The organism is Nonomuraea sp. B19D2 (assembly GCF_040137845.1).
In the GTDB taxonomy this organism is placed as follows: Bacteria; Actinomycetota; Actinomycetes; order Streptosporangiales; family Streptosporangiaceae; genus Nonomuraea.
Genome location: NZ_JBEFAK010000043.1, coordinates 40238 through 61592, shown reverse-complemented (window position 1 = coordinate 61592; position 21355 = coordinate 40238). Strand labels below are relative to the sequence as shown.

22 protein-coding genes are annotated in these 21355 nt (G+C 70.6%); 13 read left to right on the top strand and 9 right to left on the bottom strand.

Features of this window, described 5'->3' with window-relative positions; all coding sequences use genetic code 11:
• Positions 1 to 6 precede the first annotated feature (6 nt).
• Both ABN273_RS46625 and ABN273_RS46620 read right to left on the bottom strand, forming a co-directional pair.
• Entirely contained in the window at positions 7 to 168 is a 162-nt protein-coding gene (locus ABN273_RS46625) for a hypothetical protein (RefSeq protein ID WP_349456029.1), read from the bottom strand.
• A 255-nt stretch (positions 169 to 423) separates the two neighbouring features.
• Positions 424 to 939 (bottom strand): winged helix-turn-helix transcriptional regulator, encoded by a 516-nt coding sequence (locus ABN273_RS46620; protein ID WP_349456028.1) that lies wholly within the window; start codon positions 937 to 939, stop codon positions 424 to 426.
• A gap of 55 nt (positions 940 to 994) precedes the next feature.
• Between ABN273_RS46620 and ABN273_RS46615 the strand changes: the two genes are divergently transcribed.
• From ABN273_RS46615 to ABN273_RS46600, 4 genes are all read left to right on the top strand, one after another.
• A complete protein-coding gene (locus ABN273_RS46615) occupies positions 995 to 2350 on the top strand; it encodes an MFS transporter (protein WP_349456027.1) in 1356 nt (451 codons plus the stop codon).
• A 79-nt stretch (positions 2351 to 2429) separates the two neighbouring features.
• Complete coding sequence (locus tag ABN273_RS46610) at positions 2430 to 2864, top strand: CBS domain-containing protein (protein ID WP_349456026.1); 435 nt, start codon at positions 2430 to 2432, stop codon at positions 2862 to 2864.
• 119 nt (positions 2865 to 2983) lie between these two features.
• The gene (locus tag ABN273_RS46605) at positions 2984 to 3490 is read left to right on the top strand and encodes a SigE family RNA polymerase sigma factor (protein WP_349456025.1); all 507 of its coding nucleotides are present in this window, start codon (positions 2984 to 2986) and stop codon (positions 3488 to 3490) included.
• Positions 3487 to 4593 (top strand): hypothetical protein, encoded by a 1107-nt coding sequence (locus ABN273_RS46600; RefSeq protein ID WP_349456024.1) that lies wholly within the window; start codon positions 3487 to 3489, stop codon positions 4591 to 4593. The genes ABN273_RS46605 and ABN273_RS46600 overlap by 4 nt, the downstream gene beginning before the upstream one ends.
• Positions 4594 to 4670: 77 nt before the next feature.
• Here ABN273_RS46600 and ABN273_RS46595 read toward each other — a convergent pair whose 3' ends face one another.
• From ABN273_RS46595 to ABN273_RS46580, 4 genes are all read right to left on the bottom strand, one after another.
• The gene (locus ABN273_RS46595; RefSeq protein WP_349456023.1) at positions 4671 to 5516 is read right to left on the bottom strand and encodes a geranyl diphosphate 2-C-methyltransferase; all 846 of its coding nucleotides are present in this window, start codon (positions 5514 to 5516) and stop codon (positions 4671 to 4673) included.
• 17 nt (positions 5517 to 5533) lie between these two features.
• Complete coding sequence (locus ABN273_RS46590; protein ID WP_349456022.1) at positions 5534 to 6700, bottom strand: family 2 encapsulin nanocompartment cargo protein terpene cyclase; 1167 nt, start codon at positions 6698 to 6700, stop codon at positions 5534 to 5536.
• 15 nt (positions 6701 to 6715) lie between these two features.
• Positions 6716 to 8101, bottom strand: a complete 1386-nt coding sequence (locus ABN273_RS46585) for a family 2B encapsulin nanocompartment shell protein (protein ID WP_349456021.1) — start codon at positions 8099 to 8101, stop codon at positions 6716 to 6718.
• A gap of 175 nt (positions 8102 to 8276) precedes the next feature.
• Positions 8277 to 9152, bottom strand: a complete 876-nt coding sequence (locus ABN273_RS46580) for a siderophore-interacting protein (RefSeq protein WP_349456060.1) — start codon at positions 9150 to 9152, stop codon at positions 8277 to 8279.
• 263 nt (positions 9153 to 9415) lie between these two features.
• Between ABN273_RS46580 and ABN273_RS46575 the strand changes: the two genes are divergently transcribed.
• The 5 genes from ABN273_RS46575 (at position 9416) to ABN273_RS46555 (ending at position 13211) form a co-directional block, all read left to right on the top strand.
• Positions 9416 to 10780 (top strand): amidase, encoded by a 1365-nt coding sequence (locus tag ABN273_RS46575; RefSeq protein WP_349456020.1) that lies wholly within the window; start codon positions 9416 to 9418, stop codon positions 10778 to 10780.
• Between the two features lie 88 nt (positions 10781 to 10868).
• Entirely contained in the window at positions 10869 to 11318 is a 450-nt protein-coding gene (locus tag ABN273_RS46570) for an RlpA-like double-psi beta-barrel domain-containing protein (protein ID WP_349456019.1), read from the top strand.
• 9 nt (positions 11319 to 11327) lie between these two features.
• On the top strand, positions 11328 to 11924 hold the full coding sequence (locus ABN273_RS46565) for a cell wall protein (protein WP_349456018.1): 597 nt from the start codon (positions 11328 to 11330) through the stop codon (positions 11922 to 11924).
• Positions 11925 to 11935: 11 nt separating this feature from the next.
• On the top strand, positions 11936 to 12691 hold the full coding sequence (locus tag ABN273_RS46560; protein ID WP_349456017.1) for a MauE/DoxX family redox-associated membrane protein: 756 nt from the start codon (positions 11936 to 11938) through the stop codon (positions 12689 to 12691).
• Between the two features lie 61 nt (positions 12692 to 12752).
• Entirely contained in the window at positions 12753 to 13211 is a 459-nt protein-coding gene (locus ABN273_RS46555; RefSeq protein WP_349456016.1) for a hypothetical protein, read from the top strand.
• A 162-nt stretch (positions 13212 to 13373) separates the two neighbouring features.
• Here ABN273_RS46555 and ABN273_RS46550 read toward each other — a convergent pair whose 3' ends face one another.
• Positions 13374 to 14315, bottom strand: a complete 942-nt coding sequence (locus tag ABN273_RS46550) for a sulfite exporter TauE/SafE family protein (protein WP_349456015.1) — start codon at positions 14313 to 14315, stop codon at positions 13374 to 13376.
• Between the two features lie 119 nt (positions 14316 to 14434).
• Positions 14435 to 14995 (bottom strand): NADPH-dependent FMN reductase, encoded by a 561-nt coding sequence (locus tag ABN273_RS46545; RefSeq protein WP_349456014.1) that lies wholly within the window; start codon positions 14993 to 14995, stop codon positions 14435 to 14437.
• Positions 14996 to 15118: 123 nt separating this feature from the next.
• Here ABN273_RS46545 and ABN273_RS46540 point away from each other — a divergent pair, with 123 nt between their 5' ends.
• Positions 15119 to 16054, top strand: a complete 936-nt coding sequence (locus ABN273_RS46540) for an AraC family transcriptional regulator (RefSeq protein ID WP_349456013.1) — start codon at positions 15119 to 15121, stop codon at positions 16052 to 16054.
• 364 nt (positions 16055 to 16418) lie between these two features.
• Positions 16419 to 17219, top strand: coding sequence for a hypothetical protein (locus ABN273_RS46535; RefSeq protein ID WP_349456012.1), 801 nt, complete (start codon positions 16419 to 16421; stop codon positions 17217 to 17219).
• A gap of 134 nt (positions 17220 to 17353) precedes the next feature.
• Here ABN273_RS46535 and ABN273_RS46530 read toward each other — a convergent pair whose 3' ends face one another.
• Positions 17354 to 20092: an ATP-binding protein gene (locus ABN273_RS46530; RefSeq protein WP_349456011.1), complete on the bottom strand. Its 2739-nt coding sequence runs from the start codon at positions 20090 to 20092 to the stop codon at positions 17354 to 17356.
• A 102-nt stretch (positions 20093 to 20194) separates the two neighbouring features.
• Between ABN273_RS46530 and ABN273_RS46525 the strand changes: the two genes are divergently transcribed.
• Both ABN273_RS46525 and ABN273_RS46520 read left to right on the top strand, forming a co-directional pair.
• Positions 20195 to 20809: a LysE family translocator gene (locus ABN273_RS46525; protein ID WP_349456010.1), complete on the top strand. Its 615-nt coding sequence runs from the start codon at positions 20195 to 20197 to the stop codon at positions 20807 to 20809.
• A gap of 4 nt (positions 20810 to 20813) precedes the next feature.
• Positions 20814 to 21353, top strand: coding sequence for a TetR/AcrR family transcriptional regulator (locus ABN273_RS46520; RefSeq protein WP_349456009.1), 540 nt, complete (start codon positions 20814 to 20816; stop codon positions 21351 to 21353).
• Positions 21354 to 21355: the final 2 nt, after the last annotated feature.

The window sequence follows — 21355 nt, the reverse complement described above, 5'->3', positions numbered from 1 at the left end:
AGCTCCTTAGGCGAACGCGTAGCACTCCACCTCCGCGCGGCGGAACAACAGTCCCCTGGCCGTGGAGTCGCGGAGGCACTGCTGCTCTGCCCGGCTGAGTTTGAGCGTGCCGCAGACGGTCACGCCGGAGTAGGTGCGGCAGTCGAGCTTGTTGTCGATTCTGCCCACGCGGTATATCTCCCTGACCGCTGACCGGCATCTTGCCTTACCAGTGTCGGCGTAACGGCACTGGGAGATGAGGGTGTCGTACTGCTGCTGACTCACTTCTTGCTGGCCTGTACCGTCCGCGAAGGCGGCGGTCACGCTGGACGTGGCCAAGACCACGAGTCCTGCGACAGCTGCGATCTTTTTCATAGTTCCCCTGATGGGGACCATACCGCCGAGGCCGCTCGTCAAACCTCGGCGGACGTCATCCCGGGCGGGTCAGGGGATGGGGTCCAGCATCCGGTGGGGCGACTCGAGGGCGCGGCTGACCGGGTCGTTCCTGTTGCCCTCGAGGCCGGGGCCCGGTCGTACCTCCACCTCATCCAGCGGGACGTGGCGGCCGCAGGCCGGGCAGTGCGCCAGGTCAAGCCTGGTGTCGCAGGTCACGTGGTGGAACAGGCGGCGCGGGCCGCGATCGGCGAGATGCCGCTCGCCCCACTGCGCCATGGTCAGCATGGGGATCCAGAGCTCGCGGCCCATGGGGGTCAGGACGTACTCGTCGCGCGGCGGGGTGTCCTGATAGCGGCGCCTGGCGAGGACGCCGGCCTCGACGAGGGCGGTGAGCCGCTGGGAGAGCACCGCTCGGGGGATGTCGAGGTGGGCGAGGAAGTCGCCGTAGCGGCGCACGCCGTACATGGCGTCGCGGATCACGAGGAGCGTCCACCGCTCGCCGATCACTTCCAGGGCCTTGGCCAGCGAGCAGTCCTGGCCGTCGTAGTTCTTGCCGAGCGCCATGGAGTCCACTTTAGTTCATTCATTGAACCGTGCTAGCGTGCGCGGCATGAGTTCAATGACCGAACCGACTGTGGAGCGGGGGGCGACGCTCGCCGTGGCGTCGTCGGCGCCGCTGCTCGTGCTGATGAACTACACCGTGCCGATGGTGACGCTGCCGCAGACGGCCGCGTCGCTGGGCGCGGGGCCGACCGGGCCGGTGTGGATCCTGGGGGCGATCGCGCTGGGCTTGTCGTCGCTGTTGCTGGTCTCCGGCGGGCTGGCCGACGACTACGGGCGCAGGCGGGTGCTGGTGGCGGGCACGGGGGTGCTGGCCGGTGCGAGCGTGGTGGCCGCGGTGAGCACGTCGGTGCCGGTGTTCGTGGTGGCGAGGCTGGTGCAGGGCGCGGCGAGCGCGGCAATGCTGGCCGCGAGCCTGGGCATCGTGGGTCATGCCTACCCGGGAGGGATGGAACGGGTGCGGGCCAGCGGGCGGTACGGGGCGATGATGGGGCTCGGCACGGCGCTCGGGCCGCTCGTGTCCGGGGCGCTGGCCACGGTGGCGAGCTGGCGGGCGGTGTACTGGCTGATGGCGGCCTGCGCGCTGGCGTTGGCCGTGGTGTCCGCCCGGGTGCTGGCGGAGTCGCGGTCGGCGCTGCCGCGCAGGTTCGACGTGCCGGGGGTGGCGCTGCTCAGCCTCGGCGTGGCCGCGCTGGTCGTGGGGGTGACGGAAGGGCGGGTCGGGTGGTCGCGGCCGGTCGTGCTGGGCGCTTTCGCGGTGGCGGTGGTGCTGGTGGCGGCGTTCGTGGCGGTGGAGCGGCGGCGAGAGGAGCCGCTGATCGACCTGGAGCTGTTCCGGCGGCCGGCGTTCCTGGTGGCGACGGGCGGAGCGCTGGTCGTGGGGGCGGCGGTGGTCGGGCTGCTCAGCTACCTGCCGAGCGTGCTGCAGGCCGTGCACAGACTGACGCCGCTGGACGCGGCGCTGCTGTTCTGCGTCTGGTCGGCCCTGTCGTTCGTGGCCTCGCTGCTGGCCAGGCACGTACGGCTGGGCACGGCTGCGCGGCTGGCGCTCGGCCTGGGGTTGAGCGCGGCCGGATTCGCTGGGCTGCTGGGCGTGGGCGGCTCGCTGCCCCTTCCGCCGGTCGTCGCCGGGCTGGCGGTGAGCGGGGTCGGATCCGGGCTGATCAACTCCTCGATCACGCAGCTGGCGATCGACAGCGTGCCCGCCCACCGGGTGAGCATGGGCTCCGGGGCCAACAACACCGCCCGCTACGTCGGTTCCTCGCTGGGAGCGGCCGCGGTGGCGGCCGTCATCGGCGCCTTCGGCTGGGCGCAGGGGACGGCGATCTCGGTGGCGGCCTGCGTGGTGCTCATGGCCGTCACGGCGGTCGCCGCTCTGGCCACGGCCGGCCGGCCCCAGCACGGACACCGGTGAAACCGCCCGTGCGATCTCATTCAGATGGGGTAGGGCCTCCGTTGGAAGATTCCTTCGACCGTCTCGAAGGAGGTTTGGAATGAGCACACCGGAAGTCGGCAAGACCGTTCAGGACGTGATGCACCGCGGAGCGGAATGCATCGGCGAACACGACAGCCTGCGCAGGGCTTCGCAGATGATGCGTGACCTGTCGGTCGGCGCACTGCCGATCTGCGGGGACGACGACCGGCTCAAAGGGATCATCACCGACCGGGACATCGTGATCAAGTGCTGCGCCGAGGGCAAGGACCTCGACCAGACCACGGCGAGCGAGCTCGCCAAGGGCCTGGTGTGGGTGGATGCCCACAGCAGCGTCGAAGAGGCGCTGCAGAAGATGGAGCAGCACCAGATCAAGCGCCTGCCGGTGATCGACAACCACCGGATCGTGGGCATGGTCAGCGAGGCCGACCTGGCAAAGGAACTGCCGGACAACAAGCTCGCGGAGTTCGTCCACAGGGTCTACGCACCCTCGTGAGACGACGCCCGTCCGGACCGATCACGCGAATGGGGCTCCAACCGGGGCCCCATTCGCCGTGAAAACAGTGCAACCTTTCGCCCCATGGGTCGCGTTGGAACGGGCGAAAGGAGAGCACATTGGATCGTCACGACGGCTTCCGCGAGTTCGTGCTCGCCCGCCAGCAAGCGCTGATGCGGACCGCGTACCTGCTCGCAGGAGATGCCCACCTGGCCGAGGATTTGCTCCAGAGCGTGCTGACCAAGGTCGTCGGACACTGGTCCAAGCTCTCCAGGGACGGCAACCCCGAGGCGTACACCCGCAAAGCGCTGGTCAACCAGTACATCTCCTGGAGGCGCCGGCCCAGTCCCGAGTGGCCGAGCGCCGACCCGCCCGAGTACGGCGCCTCCCATGACGAGGCCACGCTCGACCGGATCGTGCTGCGCCAGGCGCTGGCCAAGCTGACCCGCAAGCAGCGGGCCGTGATCGTGCTGCGCTTCTGGGAGGACCTCACCGAGGCGCAGACGGCCGACGCGCTCGGCTGCTCGATCGGCAACGTCAAGAGCCAGACCCATCACGCGCTGGCCCGGTTACGCGAGCTCGCGCCCGAGCTGACGGACCTACGCATCCAGGAGGTAGCCCGATGACAAGGCTGCGTGAGGCGCTGAAGGACCTCGCGGAAGAGGCCCCGCCAGTGAGCCTGGTCGACGCGGCCATCGCGGGGCACCGGCGCAGGCGGCGGACCAGGCTGGCGGTGACCGCCGTCGTGACGGCCGCGGCGCTGATGGCGACGACGGCGGGCGCGACGGTGTTCTGGCCCCGTGGCGGCCAGGTTGCCACGCCGCAGCGCGAGGGCACGGTGCCCGACCTGCCCGACGGCAAGGTGGGGGCGATCGGCTACGCGTACCAGACGCCGTGCTACGTATCGGCGGATCGGCAGGTCATCGACTGCCGCAGGGTGGCGTGGCAGGTGGTCACCCGCACCGGCACGACCTACCGGGTGCCGCAGGCGCTGGTCACGACCTCCAAGGGCAATGACATACCGGTCGCGGTCAGCCGGGACGGGCGCATGCTCGCCTATTACAGCCGTGCAGCCCAGGCCCACGTGGTCCGCGACCTGGTGAGCGGCCAGGAGACGACCTCCCCCGTGGCGGTGAAGGAGGACCAGATCAAGATGGGCAACCAGCTCGTGGTCTCCGACGACGGCCGGTACGTGGCCTTCGACCCGCACGTGAACCACAAGGAGCCCGGCCTCCTGATCGACATGCGCACCGGCAAGGCGGTGTCGATACCGCGCGAGTACGAGCCGATCAGCATCAAGGACGGCGTCGTCGAGCTGGTCCGATACGTCAAGACCGACCTGTGGCTGATGCCCGTCACCGGCGGAGGCAAGCCGGTGCGCTTCGAAGGCGCGTACATCAACTTCAGCGAACTCGCTCCGGACGGCCGTACGGTGGTCGCCAGCTATTTCAAGGATCTCCAGGCCGGCACGCCGATGCTCAGCCTCCTCGACACCAAGACCGGGCGGACCCTGCGGAAGGTGCCTGTCCGCGGCCTGCCGAAGCGCAGCGGCATCTTCCGCACCTCCGTCTGGCAGAGCCCGTCCGAAGTCGTGGTCCTCTCTATGGCCGGGAAGAACAACAGCACCTATCTGGTCAACGTCAACACCGGAAAGGCCCGGCATCTTGCCGACTACCCCCACCACCTCAAGACCCGGCTGATCCTGCCTGGAGCCGCGGGCGGGAAGTAGCCGCGAGGGGAAGCCGGCCGTCGTCAAGGGCCAGGCGCAGCTGTCGGCAGCGCCTGGCCATCGGCAGGGGCCTATCGTCAGATCCGGTCGGCGGCGATGAGGAGGTACTGGAAACTGCCGTCCCTGTACGCCTCGAGAAAGGCTTCCTCGATCCCGGTCGCCAGCTTGGTCTTGGCGCGGAGCTCCCAGTACGGAATGGTCGCGGCGGTGAGGTCGATGACGTTGATGGGGACGAGGCGGTTGGCCGCCAGTTCCTTGAAATAGGTGCTGCGGGGATGGATGTCGCAGATGTAGTGGGCGTTGATCTGGCTGACGGCTCGGGACGGCAGGCCGTAGGCGTCGTTGTAACACCCGGTGATGCACACGTACCGGCCGCCGCGGCTCAGCAGGCGGGAGTGCTCGGCGAACAGCAGGGAGAGCTCGACGTACATCGTGCTCTCGTTGTTCCAGATCGCTTGGAACGATCCAGTCTCGAATCCGGTGTCGAGCATGTTGCGGAAATGGAAGCGCACCTTGTCGGCGACACCGCGCATCTCGGCCTGCTCGTTGGCGAAAGCCACCTGGGACTCGGAAATGGACACGCCGTCGACGTGGCAGCCGTACCTGAGGTTGACCAGGAGACTGGAGCCGCCGCGGCCCGAGCCCGCGTCCAGCACCCGGTGGTCCGGCCGCAGCGGGCCGAGCTTGCTGATGAGAGTGTCGGCCTGCGCGTGCTCAAGCCGGTGCAGCTCCTCGATGACTCGTTTCTCGCGGCTCTCCTCCGGGCCCTCCAGGACCGACCAGTCGACTTCTCCGATGCCGTAGTGATGGTGGTAAATGCCGTCGACCTCGCCCAGGCGCAGGTTGACGGGGTTCTGCTCCGAGTTCCAATAGTCGGCGACCGAGTGCTGGTAGTAGGTGCTGAGGACGGGTGTGGCCGTCATCGGCGGGGCTCCTTTCTCTATGACTTGTATCGGCTGCTGGTGCTGTGCCATTCGAGGCAGCCGGCCATCCACGCCTGCGCCCCGCGCAGGAAGCGCTTCAGCTCGAGGGACGGGACGGTGGCGAGTTGTTGCTGGCTGGCTTCGAAACCTCGGACGAAGTCGTTGTGCATGGCGACGGCGAGCTCGGTCGCCTCGCGGGTGGAGCAGCCCTGTTCCGCGGCGATGAGCAGGATCACGTTGGAGTCGGGGAGCTCGTCGGCCGCTTCCCTGGCGACCGAGTGGAGGTCGTTGACGAGCACGCTGGCGGTGCCCGCCTGCATGAGCGCGGTGTGGAACCTGCTGTCGAAGAAGAGGTTGGCGGGCAGCTCGTACGCGCCCACGATGTCGATGAGCGTCATGGACGTGTAGAAGCTGTCGTGCTGCCGGGCCGCGAGATAGCGCCACACGGGCGGCGGCGTCTCCAGGTAGCGCCAGGCCGCGTAGGCGGTCCAGCTCACGTACATCTGGGACGTGATGTTGCAGACCCGCCCCACCTGCGAAGGGGTGGCGTGGCGGCGCACGTGGCCCGCGGCCGATCTCAGCGAGACCAGGACCGGGTCCGCCTGGATCGCCTCTTCGAGCTGGCGGGTGTAGTCGCCGGCGGGCGGGGGCGGGTCCATGGCCGACGTCACGAGGGCGAGCCGGGGCGGGAGCTCGGTCGGCGTCGCGCCGAGCTCGGTCTCGTCGGCGTAGTAGTCGTCGGCGGCCCACCAGGCGGCGTTCATCTGGGCCGCGACCAACAGCAGGTCGGGGTCGTCGGTGTCGGGGTGGGCGAGCATGGCCAGCCGCCCGTACCCGGTCGCGTGGAACTCCGCCAACCGCCCCTCGTGGATGCCGACCCGCTCCGCCCAGGCCACCAGCCGCCGGTCCACCTCGTCGGCGAGTTCCTGGTCGTCCCTGACGGTCTCGGGGCAGTACAGCGGCGGGTACGACCCGTCGCCCCACTGCCGCTCCCGGCACGGCAGCGGGGCGAGGCTGTGCCGGTACATGGCGCCGCGAAGCGCGTGCGCGGGGTCCACCGGGACGGGCCTCGGGGGCTCGTGCCCGTCACTTTCCGCGGGCCATGGCGCGGCATGGCGCTCCATCGGCGGTAGGCGCAGCGCGGAGGTCCCGAGGCCGGTGGGGCCTGCTGCGATGTCGGGCATGACGCCGCCCCCTTCCTAGACGCGCGGGGCGGCGGTGTCGACGTTCTCGAGGATGCCGATCGCGTCGGGCACCAGGATCGCCACCGAGTAGTAGGCGCTGACCAGGTACGACATCACGGCCTGGGCGTTGATGCCCATGAACCGCACGTTCAGCCCCGGCTCGTGCTCCTCCGGGATGCCGGTCTGGTAGAGGCCGACGACGCCCTGGTCCTCCTCCCCCGTGCGCAGCGCCACGATGGAGGTGGTGTGGTGTCCCGAGATTGGGATCTTGCCGCAGGGGAAGATCGGGACCCCGCGCCAGGCCGGGATCTCGTGGCCGTCCACGTCCGCGCTGCCGGGCACCAGCCCGCGCTTGTTGCACTCCCTGAAGAACGCGGCGATCGCCTTGGGGTGGGCGAGCAGCAGCCGGGTCTTGCGCCGCATGCTGATCAGGTCGTCCAGGTCGTCGGGGGTCGGGGGGCCCGACCAGGTGCTGATCCGCTGGTCGTACTCCGCGTTGTGCAGCAGGCCGAACTCGCGGTTGTTGAGCAGCTCCCACTCCTCGCGCTCGCGGATCTCGTGGATCGTCAGGCGCAGCTGCTGCTCGAGCTGGCTCATCGGGTCGTTGTAGAGGTCGGCCACGCGCGTGTGGACCCGCAGGACGGTCTGCGTGACGTTGAGCTCGTACTCGCGGGGACGGAGGTCGTAGTCCACGAACGTGCCGTCGATGACCGGCTCGCCGACGTGCCCGGACGCGATCGCGACGGCCGCCTCGCCGCGGCGGTTGACCGGCTTGCGCATCTCCTCCAGGTAGCGCTCGACGTGCTCCCGCAGGGCCGGCGACCCGTCGAGCAGCCGCTGGAGCTCCTGCCGCGGCGACACCAGGATCGTGCCGGCGGTGGCGGCCCTGACCGTGTACGGCCAGCGCGGGTTCTCATGCTCGAGCACCTCGTCGCCCAGGTGCTCGCCGTCGGTGGTGACGCCGAGGAGCTGCGTCTCCCCGTAATCGCCGACGGCCATCCGGTTGAGCCGGCCGTGGGCGATGACGTACGTCTCGGTGATCGGGGTGCCGGCCTCGGCTATGACGTCGCCTGCCTGGACCTCCCGCGGCGCGAACGTCGAGGCGATCGCGGTCAGCACGTCGAGGTCGTCGAAGCCGCGCAGCGGAGGAAGCTCCGGGAGCGTCTCGGGGAGGATGCGCACGTCGTCCGCCCCGTTCAGCACCACGCTCACCCGGCCGTGCCCGACCCGGTGCGTCAGCCTGCGGTTGACCCGGTACGTTCCGCCGCGCACATCGACCCACGGCAGCCTGCGCAGCAGCCAGCGGGAGGTGATGGCCTGCATCTGCGGGCGCGTCTTGGTGGTGGTGGCCAGGTTGCGCGCGGCCCGAGTGTCCAGGCTCAACCGCGGCTCGGTAGACATGTTCCCTCGCAATCACTCGCCTGTGACAGGTGGTGCACAACTGAACGTAATCAGCCCGGCTCATTACGTAGAGTTGCCTGAAGGTCACCTAGCGCTAACCTTGGTGCGAGAGTGATCTAGCGGCGGCGGGGCGCGGGTCAGGAGCCACAGGAGCGTGCGCGTCGAGGGGCGCTCCTCACTCGTTGTGCTCTGCCCGGCCCTGCCTCCAGTAGCCCATGAAAGCCACCGCGCGCCGGTCCATGCCGCGGTCGGCGACCAGGTGCCGCCGCAGGGCCCTGATCACCGCCGCCTCGCCGGCCAGCCAGGCGTACAGAGGCTCGTCGCATCCTTCCTGGGGCACCTCCCAGAGCTCCTCCGCATCGACGTCCACGTCGTCGAAGGTGTCCGGCGCGGCCAGGGACGGCAGCAGGCGGTCGGCGGCCGCCCGTACGGCCGGCTCCAGCAGCTCTCCGCGCTCTCTGTCGTGCCTGGCCAGCCACTGCACCTTCACCTGGCTGGCCGTCTCGACGCGGAGGAAGTCCTCCTCGCCGGGGACCTCCATCAGCGCCGTGCCCTCGAAGTGCGCCGGGAGCCGTTCGAGCGTCGCGCAGATGGCCGGCACGGCGGTCTCGTCCCCCACGAGCAGCACGGTCTTGGTGCCCTCCGGGGGCTGGAACACCATGTTCCCGTGACTCCCCTGGTGGCGCACATCTGGCCCGAACAGCACCGCGACGTCATCCGGCCGCACGACCTGCGCCCACCGCGCGACCGGCCCGTCGCCGCCGGGGTGCATGACCACGTCGACGTCCACCTCGCGATCGGCCTGCCTGACCAGCCTCGCCGTGTACGTCCGCAAGGGGTTGCGCTTGTCGTCATCCAACTGGCGCCACCTCGGGAACCAGTCGGGGCCGGTGGGGAGGTGGGCCAGGCCATGGCCTGGGAGGGGGAGGATGAGCTTGATGCGCTGGTCATAGCCGTTGTCGGCGAATAAGTGCAGGTCCGCTCCGGTGAAGGTCACCCGGAGGAAGGTCGGGCTCAACCGTTCCAGTCTGGCTACGCGGACGTCGAACATGCGAAAGGGCTCAACCAACACCGGCCTCCAAGCCTATTAGGTGAGGCTAACCTAACTCATTGCGCCCGCCAACGCCATGTCCGGAAAGGCCGCAGGTGCGGACAGCCGCACCCGCCTACGGCAGCGGGCTGCTCCTTCGGCTCCTCGCGGCGCAGGTGCTGACGGCCGCCTGCGGGGTACTCCTATGGGGCGGACGGTGAGGCCGTGCTGGGCGCCGTGGTCGCGCCTCCGTTCCCGGCGGCTGCCGGACCAGGAAGGACTTCATGCCGACACCTACCGGCCCCGGCACCGGCCGGCGGCCGCCCTACTTCGGACAGCGCGGCTACTTCGCCGGTCGTGCGATCTCCGAGCTCGCGCAGGAGCTGCGCGCGGGGCGTATCACGTCGGTGGAGCTCACCAGGCACGCGCTCGAGGCCGTCGCGGCGCTCGGCCCGGCGCTCAACGCGTTCATCTCCGTGGACGTGGAGGGCGCGATGGCCGCGGCGGGCCACGCCGACGGCGAGCTGGCGCGCGGCGTCGACCGGGGCCCGCTGCACGGGCTGCCCGCCGGGGTGAAGGACGTCATCATGGTGGCGGGCCTGCCCGCGACCATGGGCTCGCGGCACTTCGCCGGTTACGTCCCGGACGCCGACGCCGCCTGCGTGACCCTTCTGCGCCAGGCCGGGGCCGTGATCGTCGGCAAGACCAACACCCACGAATTCGCCTACGGCCCGACCGGCGACCGCTCGGCCGCCGGCCCGTGCCTCAACCCGCGGGACACCTCCCGCATGCCGGGCGGGTCCAGCAGCGGCAGCGCGGTGGCAGTGGCGGCGGGCATGGTCCCGCTCGCCCTCGGCACCGACACCGGCGGCTCGACCCGCATCCCCGCGGCGCTGTGCGGAATCGCCGGCTTCAAGCCCGCGTACGGGGCGATCCCGGCGGACGGCGTCTTCCCCTTGGCGCGCTCCCTGGACCATGTCGGCCTGCTCGCGGGAGACGCGGAGGACTGCCTCATCGCCTACCGGTCCCTGGTACCCGACGGCACGGGCGCGGGCGCCCCACGTGCGGGCTGGCTGGATCCGACGGCCTTCTTCCCCTGCGAACCGCAGGTGGTCCGTACGGCACGCGAGGCGCTGGAGTCCGGGACCGGCCCGCTGGAGGAGCGCCGGCTGTCGCCGGAGGACGCCGGCGAGCTGCACGAGACGTTCACCGCGATCCAGAGCAGCGAGGTGGCGGCCGTGCACGCGGAGCGCATGGCGGACAAGCCCGCCCTGTTCGACAGCGAGGTGCTCGAACGCCTGCGTGCCGCCGCCACGGTCCCCGGCTGGCGGTACGTACGCGCCATGCGGGCCAGGCCCCGGCTGGCCGAAGCGGTCGCCGCGCTGTTCGAGCGCTATGACGTGCTCGCGATGCCGACCGTCCCCATCACCGCCCCGCCCCTCGGCCGCAGGGAGGTCGAGGTGGACGGCACGCTCGTCTCCGTACGGGACGCCCTGCTCTCGCTGACCAGCCCGTGGAGCCTGCTTGGCCTGCCCGCGCTGAGCGTCCCCGCGGGAACGGTGGACGGCCTGCCGGTCGGGCTCCAGCTCATCTGCCGCCCCGGGCACGAGCATCTGCTCTTCCGCGTCGCCGCCCAAAAGGGGCATTGACGAAAAATCCTTACATGGTACTCATAGATCAAGTCGGAAAGCTTCAGGACCCTCCAGATCGTCCAGAGCTCACCCTAGGAGGACGCGCATGGCGCGCACCCAGCCCCCCGACACCCCCATCGACTTATACGCCGCAGTCCGAGGAGAGGTCTCCTGGTTCTGCTGCGGCACCGCCTGGGGACCGTGCAGCACCACAGGCAAGGGCGCCTGCGGCACCTGCAACTCCGGAAGCCTGCAGCACGCGTGGCCCAACACCTCCGACGCCTGCTGGGCCATCACCCACCCCGACACCTGCGGCTTCAACCTCTCCCGCAGGACCTGCGGCTTCCAGCACCGCACCACCAACCTGTGCAGCGGCGTCAGCGTCGTCACCTCCATCGCCGACTGCGGCCCGCAGACCGACCTGTTCTGCGGCGAGCGCAGCTGCTGCGGCTCGACCTGTGCCACCGACCGGATCATCGACCTCACGCCCGCGGCGTACAGCAAGATCGCCAGCCTCTCCACCGGTCTTCGTCCCTGCTCGATCGACACAGCGTGAGGGGCGACGATGACCAGCAGAAGAGACATGCTCAAGTCCGCCCTGCTCGGCGGCGGTGCCACGGTCGTCGCCGCGACCGCGCTGGGCTCGCTCGGCCCGGAGGCGGCCTTCGCCCGCTCGGCGCCCGACGTCGAGCCGGGCGCCCCTGACCCCAACTTCGCCGAGGGCAGGATCCGTTCGATCAAGGACAACACGCTCCTCGTCCTGGGCTCGAACATGGTGTTCCACAGCATCAAGATCGTGGACGGCACAAGCCTGTGGAAGCTCGGCCCCGTGCCGTTCGACGAGGCCAAGCCGGGAGACGGCCTGTACGCCCGCGGCGTGCGGATGCCGGACGGCGTGCTGGCCGCCGAGTCGGTGTGGCTCAACATCGTCAACATCAAGGGGCACATCAAGAACATCACCGACAAGACCCTTCACCTCGATCACAACGGGCAAGAGGTGCTGTGCCATGTCGTGGCCGGCAAGTCGGTCGCCGTCCACTCCGAGTCGCCGCCCACCGCGGACCTGTCCATGCTGAGGGTGGCCCAGCACGTTCAGATCCTCGGCGCCTGGCGGCCGGACACGAACGAGGTCGACATCGCAACCGTCTTCTCCCCTCACTAGGAGCAAGCCAGATGCACGGGATCGCCGCGACGCAGCCGTACGTGATCGCCCTGTTCCTCGTCTGGGCGGGCCTGATGAAGCTGTTCAGCCGCAGGATGCGGGCGAGGGCCGGGCAGACCGCCCTGGCCCGGCTGGTCGGCGCGGCGCGCGCGGTCCCGGCGCTCCGGCTCGTCGGACTGCTCGAGCTCGCGGTGGCCGCCGCGCTGCTGGCGCCGCCTCTCTCCCCGTGGGAGGGTGTGACCGCCGCGCTGCTCTCCGCCGGATTCCTGGCGTATCTCACCTATTCGTACGTGGCCGCGCCCACGGCGTCGTGCGGCTGCCTGGGCGCCCACTCCCGCCCGGTCGACCTGCGTGCTTTCACCCGTGCGGGTCTCCTCCTGGCCGCGAGCCTCCTGGCGATCCCGGCGGATCCGCACGCTCCCCTCGTCATGCTCGGCCTGGCGGAGGCCGTGGCCCTCCTGGCTCTCTCGGCCGAGCTGGACCGCCACTGGCTCACCCCCTTGCGGCAGCTCCTCGTCCGGCTGCGCCGTCCGCTCGCCGTGCCGCCGTCCGAGCACGTCCCGCTGGGCACCTCGCTGCACCTGCTCTACCGGAGCCCGGCGTACTGCTCGGCGTCGGCGCAGCTCACCTCGGACGTCCAGGACACCTGGGACGAGGACGGCCTGCGGTTCGTCGTATACGGCGCCCGCGAGCGGACGGCCGTCTTCGCCGTCCCCCTCACCGGCAACGACCCCTCGGCCGTCCTGGTCACCCTCGTGGGGTCATGACAGATCGCGGCCCGTGGTTCACGATGGGGGCTCGAATCCCATCGAACGGAAGGTCGATGCCATGCGTTTACGTTCCTGGCTTGTGTCAGGGGCGGTGGCCGCCGCCGCTCTGCTGACGACTCAACCCGCGATGGCGGCCCAGTCCGTGGTCACGTTCTACGCCGACTCCGGCGACCAATGCGTACGCGGAGTCACCGAGGGCACGCTGGAGTGGGTCGAGGGGCCTGTCGTCCGGCCGACCGTCAAGGTCGACGGATCGCTGGCCGACGACGCGGCCAACTCCTCCTGCGCCCCCGACGGGATGTACTCCACGGCCACCTTCTCCGCCTACAAGGGCAGCTCCCTCGTCGACTCCGAGACCGCCAAGGCGGACGACGGCAAGGTCGCGCTCTCGTTCGCGCTCTCCGACCCCACGGGGGTCACGGCGATCGACCGCGTGGTGGTGCAGGTGTGCCGGTTCAGCAGTACGCCGGTCGGGATCAGCTACTGCGGCAGGGTGGCCGAGTACAAGGCGCCCTGAGCCGTGCGACCGCGCCGTGCCCGCCCGGCGGGGGCGGGCACGGGCCGGGTCAGCGCAGCGTCACCGTGCCCAGAGGGTGTCGAGCACCGCCTCCAGCGCAGGTTCCGGGCCCTTCGCGCAGGCTCGGCTTCCCCAGGGGAGGCCGAGCCTGCGCGCGTGGCCTCAGGCGGAGGCCGTCTCCTCCTCTGCCGTCGCACGGACCTGCAGCTCGGACTCGACCGCCTCGACCGACTCGTTGGCCTTGTCACGGCGGTACTCGCGGAGGGACCAGGCGATGGCGGCCACCCAGATGACGGCGATGACGATGTACGCGACCGCCTGGACGCCGCCGGAGGCCTCGATCCAGTCACTGCGCAGCAGGCTGCGCACGTTGGTCAGCACGATGACGCCGCCCACGGCCGAGCCGAGGATGCGCGGCGGGATGTGCCGGACGAGCCAGGCGGCGATCGGCGCGGCGATGACGCCGCCGAGCAGCAGCACGGCCACCCAGGCGAAGTTGATGTTCTCGGAACCGATGCCGACGAAGAAGCCGACGCTGGCGGCGATGGCAACGAGGAACTCGCTCGCGTCGACCGAGCCGACCACCTTGCGCGGCGCCAGGCGGCCGCTGGCCAGGATGGCGGGGGTGCCGACGGGGCCCCAGCCGCCACCGCCGGTGGCGTCCACGAAGCCGGCCAGCAGGCCGAGGGGGGCGAGGAAGCGCCTGCGCAGCGGCTTGCCCAGGTTGCCGCGCGGCAGCCCGAAGGCGGTGAAGCGGATGAGGATGTAGACGCCGAGGGCGAGCAGGATGAGCGACATGACCGGGGCGGCGACCTCGGTCGAGAGGCTGGACAGGAACGTCGCGCCGGCGAAGGCGCCGATCGCTCCCGGGATGCCGATCTTGGCGACGACCTTCCAGTCGACGTTGCCGAAGCGCCAGTGGGAGATGCCCGAGGCCAGCGTGGTGCCGATTTCCGCGAGGTGGACAGTCGCCGAGGCGGCCGCCGCGTTGGTGCCGATGGCCAGCAGAAGCGTGGTCGACGTGACGCCGTAGGCCATGCCCAGGCTTCCGTCGACGAGCTGGGCCGCGAGACCGACCAGCCCGAGCAGGATGAGCGCTCGCACAACCGCCCCTTTCCTATCTTTCCTACTTTACAAGTAGGATTAAGGATTAATGAGTTCCAAGATCGAGTCAAGCCCTGGAGCGCTCTGCGTGTGGGGCCGGGGCCGGCCGGCCCCGGACTTCAGGCCGCTCGCAGCGGGCGCAGGGCGCCGCCCCAGGCGAGGACCTGGTCAAGCACGGCGCCCAGCTTGTCCTCGTGGACGGCGGCGGGCTTGAAGTCGGCCATGTTCTCGAAGTCCGTGAAGAGCGAGAGCGCCACCTGCGGCGCCACGGTGGCCACGCCCATCTGGGACAGGATCTGGCGCATGTGCTCGACGGCCCGGACTGCGCCGTCCACGCCGTACCCGACGAAACCGGCCGCCTTGTTGCTCCACTCGGCGTACAGGAAGTCGACGGCGTCCTTGAGCGCACCCGGGATGGAGTGGTTGTACTCGGGCGTCACGAAGACGAATGCGTCGAAGGAGGCGATCTTCTCGGACCACCGCTTGGTGTGCTCGTGCGCGTAGTTGCCCATGGCGGGGATGTTCGGCTCGTCCAGGTGGCGCAGGTCGTAGTCCTTGAGGTCCACCAGTTCATACTCGGCGTCGCCGCGCTTGGCCGCCAGGTCGTGGACCCACTGCGCCACGGCCTCGCCGTTGCGGCCGGGACGGGTGCTGCCCAGGATGATGCCTACCTTGATCATGTCAACTGTCCTCACAGTCGGTCAGAAAGGGACGCGAACCACCGTATGGGCCGTAGCTGAGATAACCAATGCGCCAATGTCTATACTTTTTACGCGAGAGTCTCAGCAGCTAGACTCGACTCCATGGACGTGCTGAGCGACGTCGTCGCCCACATGAGCACCGGCCGGCTCAACTCCGCCCGCATCACCTGGCGTGCCCCGTGGGGGCAGGAGTTTCCGGCGGTGCCCGGATCCGCGGGGTTCCAGATGGTGCTGCGCGGGTCCTGCTGGCTCATCCCGCCCGACGGCGAGCCCGTGCCGCTCAGCGTAGGCGACGTGGTCTTCCTCCCGCACGGCGACGGGTACGGCCTGGCCGACAGCCCCGGCACGCCGCTCGCCCGGCCGGCCTGCAACCCGTACCTCGACTTCGAGCTGTTCACCTCGGCGACGTACGACGGCGACGGGGCCGAGACGGTCACCCTGTGCTGCGGCTACCAGCTCGACCCCGGCAGGATCCACCCGATCCTGGCCTCGCTGCCCGACGTGATCCACCTGCCGACGACGCTCGGCCACCGCCCGGAGCTCAAGGCCGCCGTCGACCTGCTGGCCGCGGAGATCGACAATCCCCGGCTGGGGGCCGACACCGTCGTGACGTCCCTGCTCGACGTGCTCCAGCTCTATATCCTGCGCGCCTGGTTCGATCAGGAGTCGATGGCGTGCGACGAGTCCGGGTGGGCCGCCGCGCTGGCCGACCCGGCCATCAGCCGCGCGCTCGACGCCATCCACCGCGCCCCCGACCGCCGCTGGACGGTGGAGTCGCTCGGCGCCCACGCCGGCCTCTCCCGTGCCGGTTTCGCCCGCCGCTTCACCGGCCTCGTCGGGCAGCCGCCGCTGGCATACCTCACGTGGTGGCGCCTGGCCACGGCCGGCCGCCTGCTGCGCGAGTCCGACGCCTCGGTGGCGGAGGTGGCCCAGCGGGTCGGGTACGGGTCGGAGTTCGCGTTCGGGAACGCGTTCAAGCGGCAGTTCGGGGTGTCGCCCGGCAAGTACCGCCGGCAGACCTGCGCCAAAGCCTCCTGATACTGCGCCAGATGGGGATTAAGGGCTAGTTGGGGCAGATGAGGAGTGATTACACCACAATGGAGGGATGGCTTATCCTCCTCAGCCCCCACAGCCCCAGCCTCAACCGCAAGGACCGTGGGGCGGGCAAGGGTATGGCCCTCCTCAGAGCTATGGACCGCCCTCCGGCCAAGGGGACGGCCCTCCTCAGCACTACGGCCCGCCATCCGGCCAAGGGGCTCCGCCGCAGCAGGGCTACGGCCAACCCGGATACGGCGCGCCACCCGGACAGGGAGCCCCACCACCCGGGCAAGGCGGCTACGGGGCCGGGCAGGGCGGTTATGGCCCGCCGCCGGGGCCGGGCTCAGGGCCGTACGGGAACCAGATGGAGCCTCAGCGGACGCTGGTGCTCCCTGCCCCACCCCCGAAGAGCAACAACGCCCTGATCATCGGCCTCGTCACCGGCCTGGCCGTGCTCCTCCTGGGCGGCGGCGGCGTCGGCGCGTTCCTCTACCTACGCGGTTCCGGCTCGGAGCCGACGACGGTCACCCTGCCGAGCGCCGACCCCTTCCCGACGACCACGAACACGACGCCGTCGCCGTCGCCGTCCGACAGTCCATCGGCATCAGCCTCGCCGTCGGACCCGCCCACCACCGAGCCCGCGGAACGGACCCCCAGCGACACCCCGCCCTCCTCGAGACGCGTCGATCCAGGCTCGCCGCTCACTGCCGGCGAGTTCGGCGACTGGGACTTCAAGCTGGGAGACGTGGAGCTGCAGGCCGACAAGGTCGGCGGCTGGACGTACAACAGCTGCGACCCGGTGGACGGCCGAGGCGTGCTGGCCCAGAACCACTGCCAGCGCGCCGTCCAGCTCGCATATTCGGCCGACGGCGGGCACATCAAGGCGGTCCAGGTCATGATGTCCTTCCCCAGCGAGCAGGCGGCCAAGAAGACCGCCGACCGGCTGGCCTCACTCAACTCGGACGCCGTGAAGTGGCGCAAGGACAAGGCGCACAGCGACTATGCCTACGGCAAGATCCGTACGGGCCACGCCAAGCAGTACGTGGTCGTCACGGTCCTCACCGCGGACAAGACCGCCAAGTCGCGGGCCGCGCGCTACCACTCCTACCTGCAGAGCGACCACGCGAGCTACTTCCTCTTCCGCGACCTGTCCACCCCGAACTAGAGCACGGGCATGTTCGCCGAAGCGGTGTGGGCCGCCCTGCACGGCCTCGCGACCCTGGCCCACGACCGCCGGACCCCCGCCGAGCAGCAGCAGGACAGGATCGACCACCTCACCTGTCCCGGCTGAGCACCGCCTCAGGCCAGCAGCCCCCGCTGCCGGGCGGCGGCGGCCGCCTGCGTGCGGGTGGAGACCTCCAGCTTCCCCAGGATGTTGGACACGTGGACGCTGACCGTCTTGTGCGCGATGAACAGCCGCTCGGCGATCTCCCGGTTGGTCAGCCCCTCGGCGACCAGCCGCAGCACCTCCACCTCCCGAGCCGTCAACCCGCCGTCGCCCTGCCCGCCACCGCCGAACCGGGCCCGCCGCCCGAACTCCAGCAGCGCGTTCTCCAGCGGCGCCGCCCGCAGCTTCGCCGCCGTCTCCTGGGCAAGGGCCCACTCGGCCTGCGCCCCCTCCCGGTCGCCAGCCGCCAGCAGCGCCTCGGCCAGCCGCCACCGGGCCCGCGCCACCTCGTAGACGAACCCGAAGTCGAACGCCTCCACCACCCGGCGCCACAACTCCACGTCGAGCCGCCCGTGCACGCGATGCCACTCCGCCTCCACGCGCAGCGCCCAGGCCAACCCTTCGGGCCCGAGATGGCCGGGCTCGCCGGTGGGCCCGGAGTCGACGGAGAGGCGGGCGCGGGCGCGTAGCTCGTCGGCGCCCTCGGTCGTGCCCAGCTCGGCCAGCGCCCACAGCCCGATGGCGGCCAGCCGCAGCGCCCCCGGGTAGCCGTCCATCGTCGCCATGACCGCCCGCACGTGGCCGAGCGCCGCCGCCGGGTCGCCGTGCCAGAGCGCGTGCTCGGCGGCCAGGCCACGGGACATGTACGCGGCCAGCTCGTCGTGCCAGAACGGCCGCAGCCGGCTCAGCCGCGCCCCGACCGCGGGCAGATCCCGGGCCACCTCGATGAACAGCGCGAACGACGACAGGATCGCCTCCGGCAGCGTGCCCACCCGCGTGCCGAAACTGGACGCGACCGCCTCCGCCTGGTCCCACTCGCCGGCCACGTAGTGGATCAGGAACCGCAGGAACCGCAGATCGGTGCCGTAGGTGCTCCACTTGAGCCCGGTCTCGAACGCCACGCGGATGCCGTCGTCGGCCACCTCGGCGGCCTGGGCCAGCAGGCCCTGCTCGTAGTGGATGCGCGCGTGGTGGAAGCGGGCGCGCAGGTCCATCGCCAGGTCGCCGCTGCCCTCGGCGGAGGCGGTCTCGATCAGCTCGTGTGCCCTGGCCAGGTCACCCCGGTGCTCCACATAGGTGGCCAGCGTGAGGAGCGCGCCCACCTCGGCGTCTCGGACCCCGGCCGCGCGGGCGATCTCCAGCGCCCGCGCGGTCAGGGCCTCGACGTCACGATGACGGGTGCTCCAGAGCAGCGTGCGGGCATGGGTCGCCAGGGCGCGGGCGAGCGCCGGCTGGTCCTCGGCGCTCTCGACCGCGCGCTCCGCCGCCGCGATGGCGCCCGGCTGGTCGTCGGCCTCGTACAGGTAGTAGGCGAGCCGCTCGTTGACCTCGGACGTCGGCTGCAGTGCCCGGAGCTGGATGATCGCGCGATGGTTGTCACCGCTGTCGGCCGCCATGACGGCGCTGCGGAACGCCAGCCGCTCCCGGCTCTCCCCGGCCAGCGCGGCCGCCCCTTCGACCCGCTCCCACAGGCCGAGCGCCCGGTCGTAGTGGCTGTGCGCCTCGGCCGGAGCCCCCAGCCGCTCGGCCAGGCGGCCCGCCTCGACCGACGCCGACAGCGCCCCGGCCAGGTCGTGACCGGCGAGGTGGTGGTAGGCCAGCTCGGCGGGTGACGTCAGCAACCGGGCGAAGGCGACGTGCAGCCGCGTGCGCTCGCCGGGCAGCAGGTCGGTGTAGACGGCCTCCTGGAGCAGCGCGTGACGGAAGGCGTATCCGTAGCCGTCGACCCTGAGCAGCCCGCGCGAGACGATCTCCCTGACCGCCTCCTCGAACTCCGCCAGCGGCAGCCCCGACACCTCCCGCAGCAGCTCGTCCTCCACCCGCCGTCCCGCCACGGCGGCGGCCCTCAGCACTCCCTGCCCCGCCTCGGACAGCACTTCGACCCTGGTCATGAGCAGGCTGGCCAGCCCGTCGGGCAGGCTGTCGCCCTCGGCCATGGCCGCGAACAGCTCTTCGGCATAGAAGGGGTTGCCGTCGGCGCGGGACACGATGAGGCCGAGCTCCTGCGCGCCCACCTCTCCCAATGTGGCCACATAGTCGGACATGTCGCCGGAGGCCAGCGGGCCCAGCTCGACGCCCGTCACCGTGGGCAGGCGCTTCAGCTCGGCCAGCACGGACCGGAGCGGATGGCGGCGGTGGAGGTCGTCGGTGCGGTATGTGCCGGCCACGCAGACCCGCTCGCTCTGCACCATGCGGCTGAGGAAGACCAGCAGGTCACGGGTGGACCGGTCGGCCCAGTGGAGGTCCTCGATCACGAACAGCACGGGCTGGACGTCGGCCAGCAGCCCGAGCAGCGAGCCGAACAGCCGCTGCTGCGTGAGCCCGGTCGAGGGGGCGCTCTCCATGCCCGGCAGCAGCTGGCCCAGCATGGGATGGGCCGCGGCGGCCGCGCGCACGGCCGGCTCCGCGCCGCGCAGCGCGTCGGCCAGCGGCAGGTAGGGCAGCGAGTCGCCCAGCTCGGCGCACTGGCCGACCAGCACGTGGAAGCCGCGCTCGCGGGCCTCCGAGACCAGCTCGGCGACCAGCCGGGTCTTGCCGATGCCCGCGTCTCCGCCGACGAGCGCCACCCCGGCCATGCCCTCCGCTGCGGACTGGAGCACCCGCACGAGTCTGGCCAGCTCAACAGAGCGCCCGACGAGAAGACCGTTCACGCCAGCAACTATCCCACGCTCCACCGACAACCTATTGGTTCAGAAAATCAATACGAGATTGGCCTTTATCGCCATACCAAAGGTATTTTACGCTGCTGTTTTGTGATCCATCCAACGACTTTCGCGCTCTTCGTGACGGCCTCGCTTGCCCTGGTCCTCATCCCGGGCCCGAACCACCTCTACATCACCGCCAGAGGCCTCGCCCAGGGCAGGGCGGCGGGCCTGGCCAGCGCTTTCGGCGTGGAGGCCGGCACGCTGGTGCACATCGCGGCCGCCGCCGCGGGCCTCTCGTACGTGATCGCGCAGTCGGCGACGCTGTTCGCGGTCGTGAAGTGGGCCGGTGTCGCGTACCTCGTCTACCTGGGCATCCGCGCGTTCACCGGCAAGGAGACGGACGGCGTCACACCCCCGCCGCAGCCGCTGCGCAAGGTCTTCCTCGAAGGCGTGCTGGTCAACGTGCTGAACCCCAAGGTGGCCCTGTTCTTCCTGGCGTTCCTGCCGCAGTTCGTCGACCCGGACGCGGGCTCGCCCGCGCTCCAGGTCGTGCTGTTCGGCCTGACGCTGCTGCTCCTGGGACTGATCTCGGACATCGTGTACGCGTGCACCGCCGGCGCCCTCGGCACCCGGCTCAACGCCAGGGCCAGGACCCTCCGGTACGTCAGCGGCATCGTCTACCTGGGACTTGGGGTGGCCACGGCGTTCGCCGGGAGAAAATGACCTCATGGCGCCCAGGAAGCAGCAGGAGATCTTCGACGCGACGTTGCGGCTCGTGGCGGAGAAGGGCTACGACGGGCTGACCGTCGAGGGGGTCGCCGAGTTGTCGGGCGTCAACAAGACCACGATCTACCGCTGGTGGCCGTCGAAGGCCGCACTGCTGGGGGCGGCCCTGGTGGAGGCCGACGTGCTGGGGTTCGAGGCGCCCGACACGGGCAGCCTGCGCGGTGACCTGGTCGCGCTGGCCGAGGGCGTCAGGCGGCTGCTCACCGAGCCGCCGGCCAGCGACATCGCCGTCGCCGCGCTCGCCGCCGCCGTCCGCCACCCCGAGCTGGACGCGCGGCGCTTCTTCGCCGACCGGTTCGCGCGCGAGCGGGAGATCTTCGAGCGCGCGGTGCGGCGGGGCGAGCTCAAGGAGTCGGCGGACCCGATGCTGATCGTCGACCTGCTGGCCGGGGCCGTATGGATGCGGGCGGTCTTCAGGGGCCTGCACGTCGCGGACGACTTCCCCGCCGAGGCGGTCTCGGTCCTCCTCGACGGCGTCTGACC

Bases quoted from the DNA above. Each gene is read 5' to 3' on its own strand.
- ABN273_RS46620 (WP_349456028.1), bottom strand. From the start codon at position 939: ATGGCGCTCGGCAAGAACTACGACGGCCAGGACTGCTCGCTGGCCAAG.
- ABN273_RS46615 (WP_349456027.1), top strand. From the start codon at position 995: ATGACCGAACCGACTGTGGAGCGGGGGGCGACGCTCGCCGTGGCGTCG.
- ABN273_RS46610 (WP_349456026.1), top strand. From the start codon at position 2,430: ATGAGCACACCGGAAGTCGGCAAGACCGTTCAGGACGTGATGCACCGC.
- ABN273_RS46600 (WP_349456024.1), top strand. From the start codon at position 3,487: ATGACAAGGCTGCGTGAGGCGCTGAAGGACCTCGCGGAAGAGGCCCCG.
- ABN273_RS46595 (WP_349456023.1), bottom strand. From the start codon at position 5,516: ATGACGGCCACACCCGTCCTCAGCACCTACTACCAGCACTCGGTCGCC.
- ABN273_RS46590 (WP_349456022.1), bottom strand. From the start codon at position 6,700: ATGCCCGACATCGCAGCAGGCCCCACCGGCCTCGGGACCTCCGCGCTG.
- ABN273_RS46585 (WP_349456021.1), bottom strand. From the start codon at position 8,101: ATGTCTACCGAGCCGCGGTTGAGCCTGGACACTCGGGCCGCGCGCAAC.
- ABN273_RS46580 (WP_349456060.1), bottom strand. From the start codon at position 9,152: ATGTTCGACGTCCGCGTAGCCAGACTGGAACGGTTGAGCCCGACCTTC.
- ABN273_RS46575 (WP_349456020.1), top strand. From the start codon at position 9,416: ATGCCGACACCTACCGGCCCCGGCACCGGCCGGCGGCCGCCCTACTTC.
- ABN273_RS46570 (WP_349456019.1), top strand. From the start codon at position 10,869: ATGGCGCGCACCCAGCCCCCCGACACCCCCATCGACTTATACGCCGCA.
- ABN273_RS46565 (WP_349456018.1), top strand. From the start codon at position 11,328: ATGACCAGCAGAAGAGACATGCTCAAGTCCGCCCTGCTCGGCGGCGGT.
- ABN273_RS46560 (WP_349456017.1), top strand. From the start codon at position 11,936: ATGCACGGGATCGCCGCGACGCAGCCGTACGTGATCGCCCTGTTCCTC.
- ABN273_RS46555 (WP_349456016.1), top strand. From the start codon at position 12,753: ATGCGTTTACGTTCCTGGCTTGTGTCAGGGGCGGTGGCCGCCGCCGCT.
- ABN273_RS46545 (WP_349456014.1), bottom strand. From the start codon at position 14,995: ATGATCAAGGTAGGCATCATCCTGGGCAGCACCCGTCCCGGCCGCAAC.
- ABN273_RS46540 (WP_349456013.1), top strand. From the start codon at position 15,119: ATGGACGTGCTGAGCGACGTCGTCGCCCACATGAGCACCGGCCGGCTC.
- ABN273_RS46535 (WP_349456012.1), top strand. From the start codon at position 16,419: ATGGAGCCTCAGCGGACGCTGGTGCTCCCTGCCCCACCCCCGAAGAGC.
- ABN273_RS46520 (WP_349456009.1), top strand. From the start codon at position 20,814: ATGGCGCCCAGGAAGCAGCAGGAGATCTTCGACGCGACGTTGCGGCTC.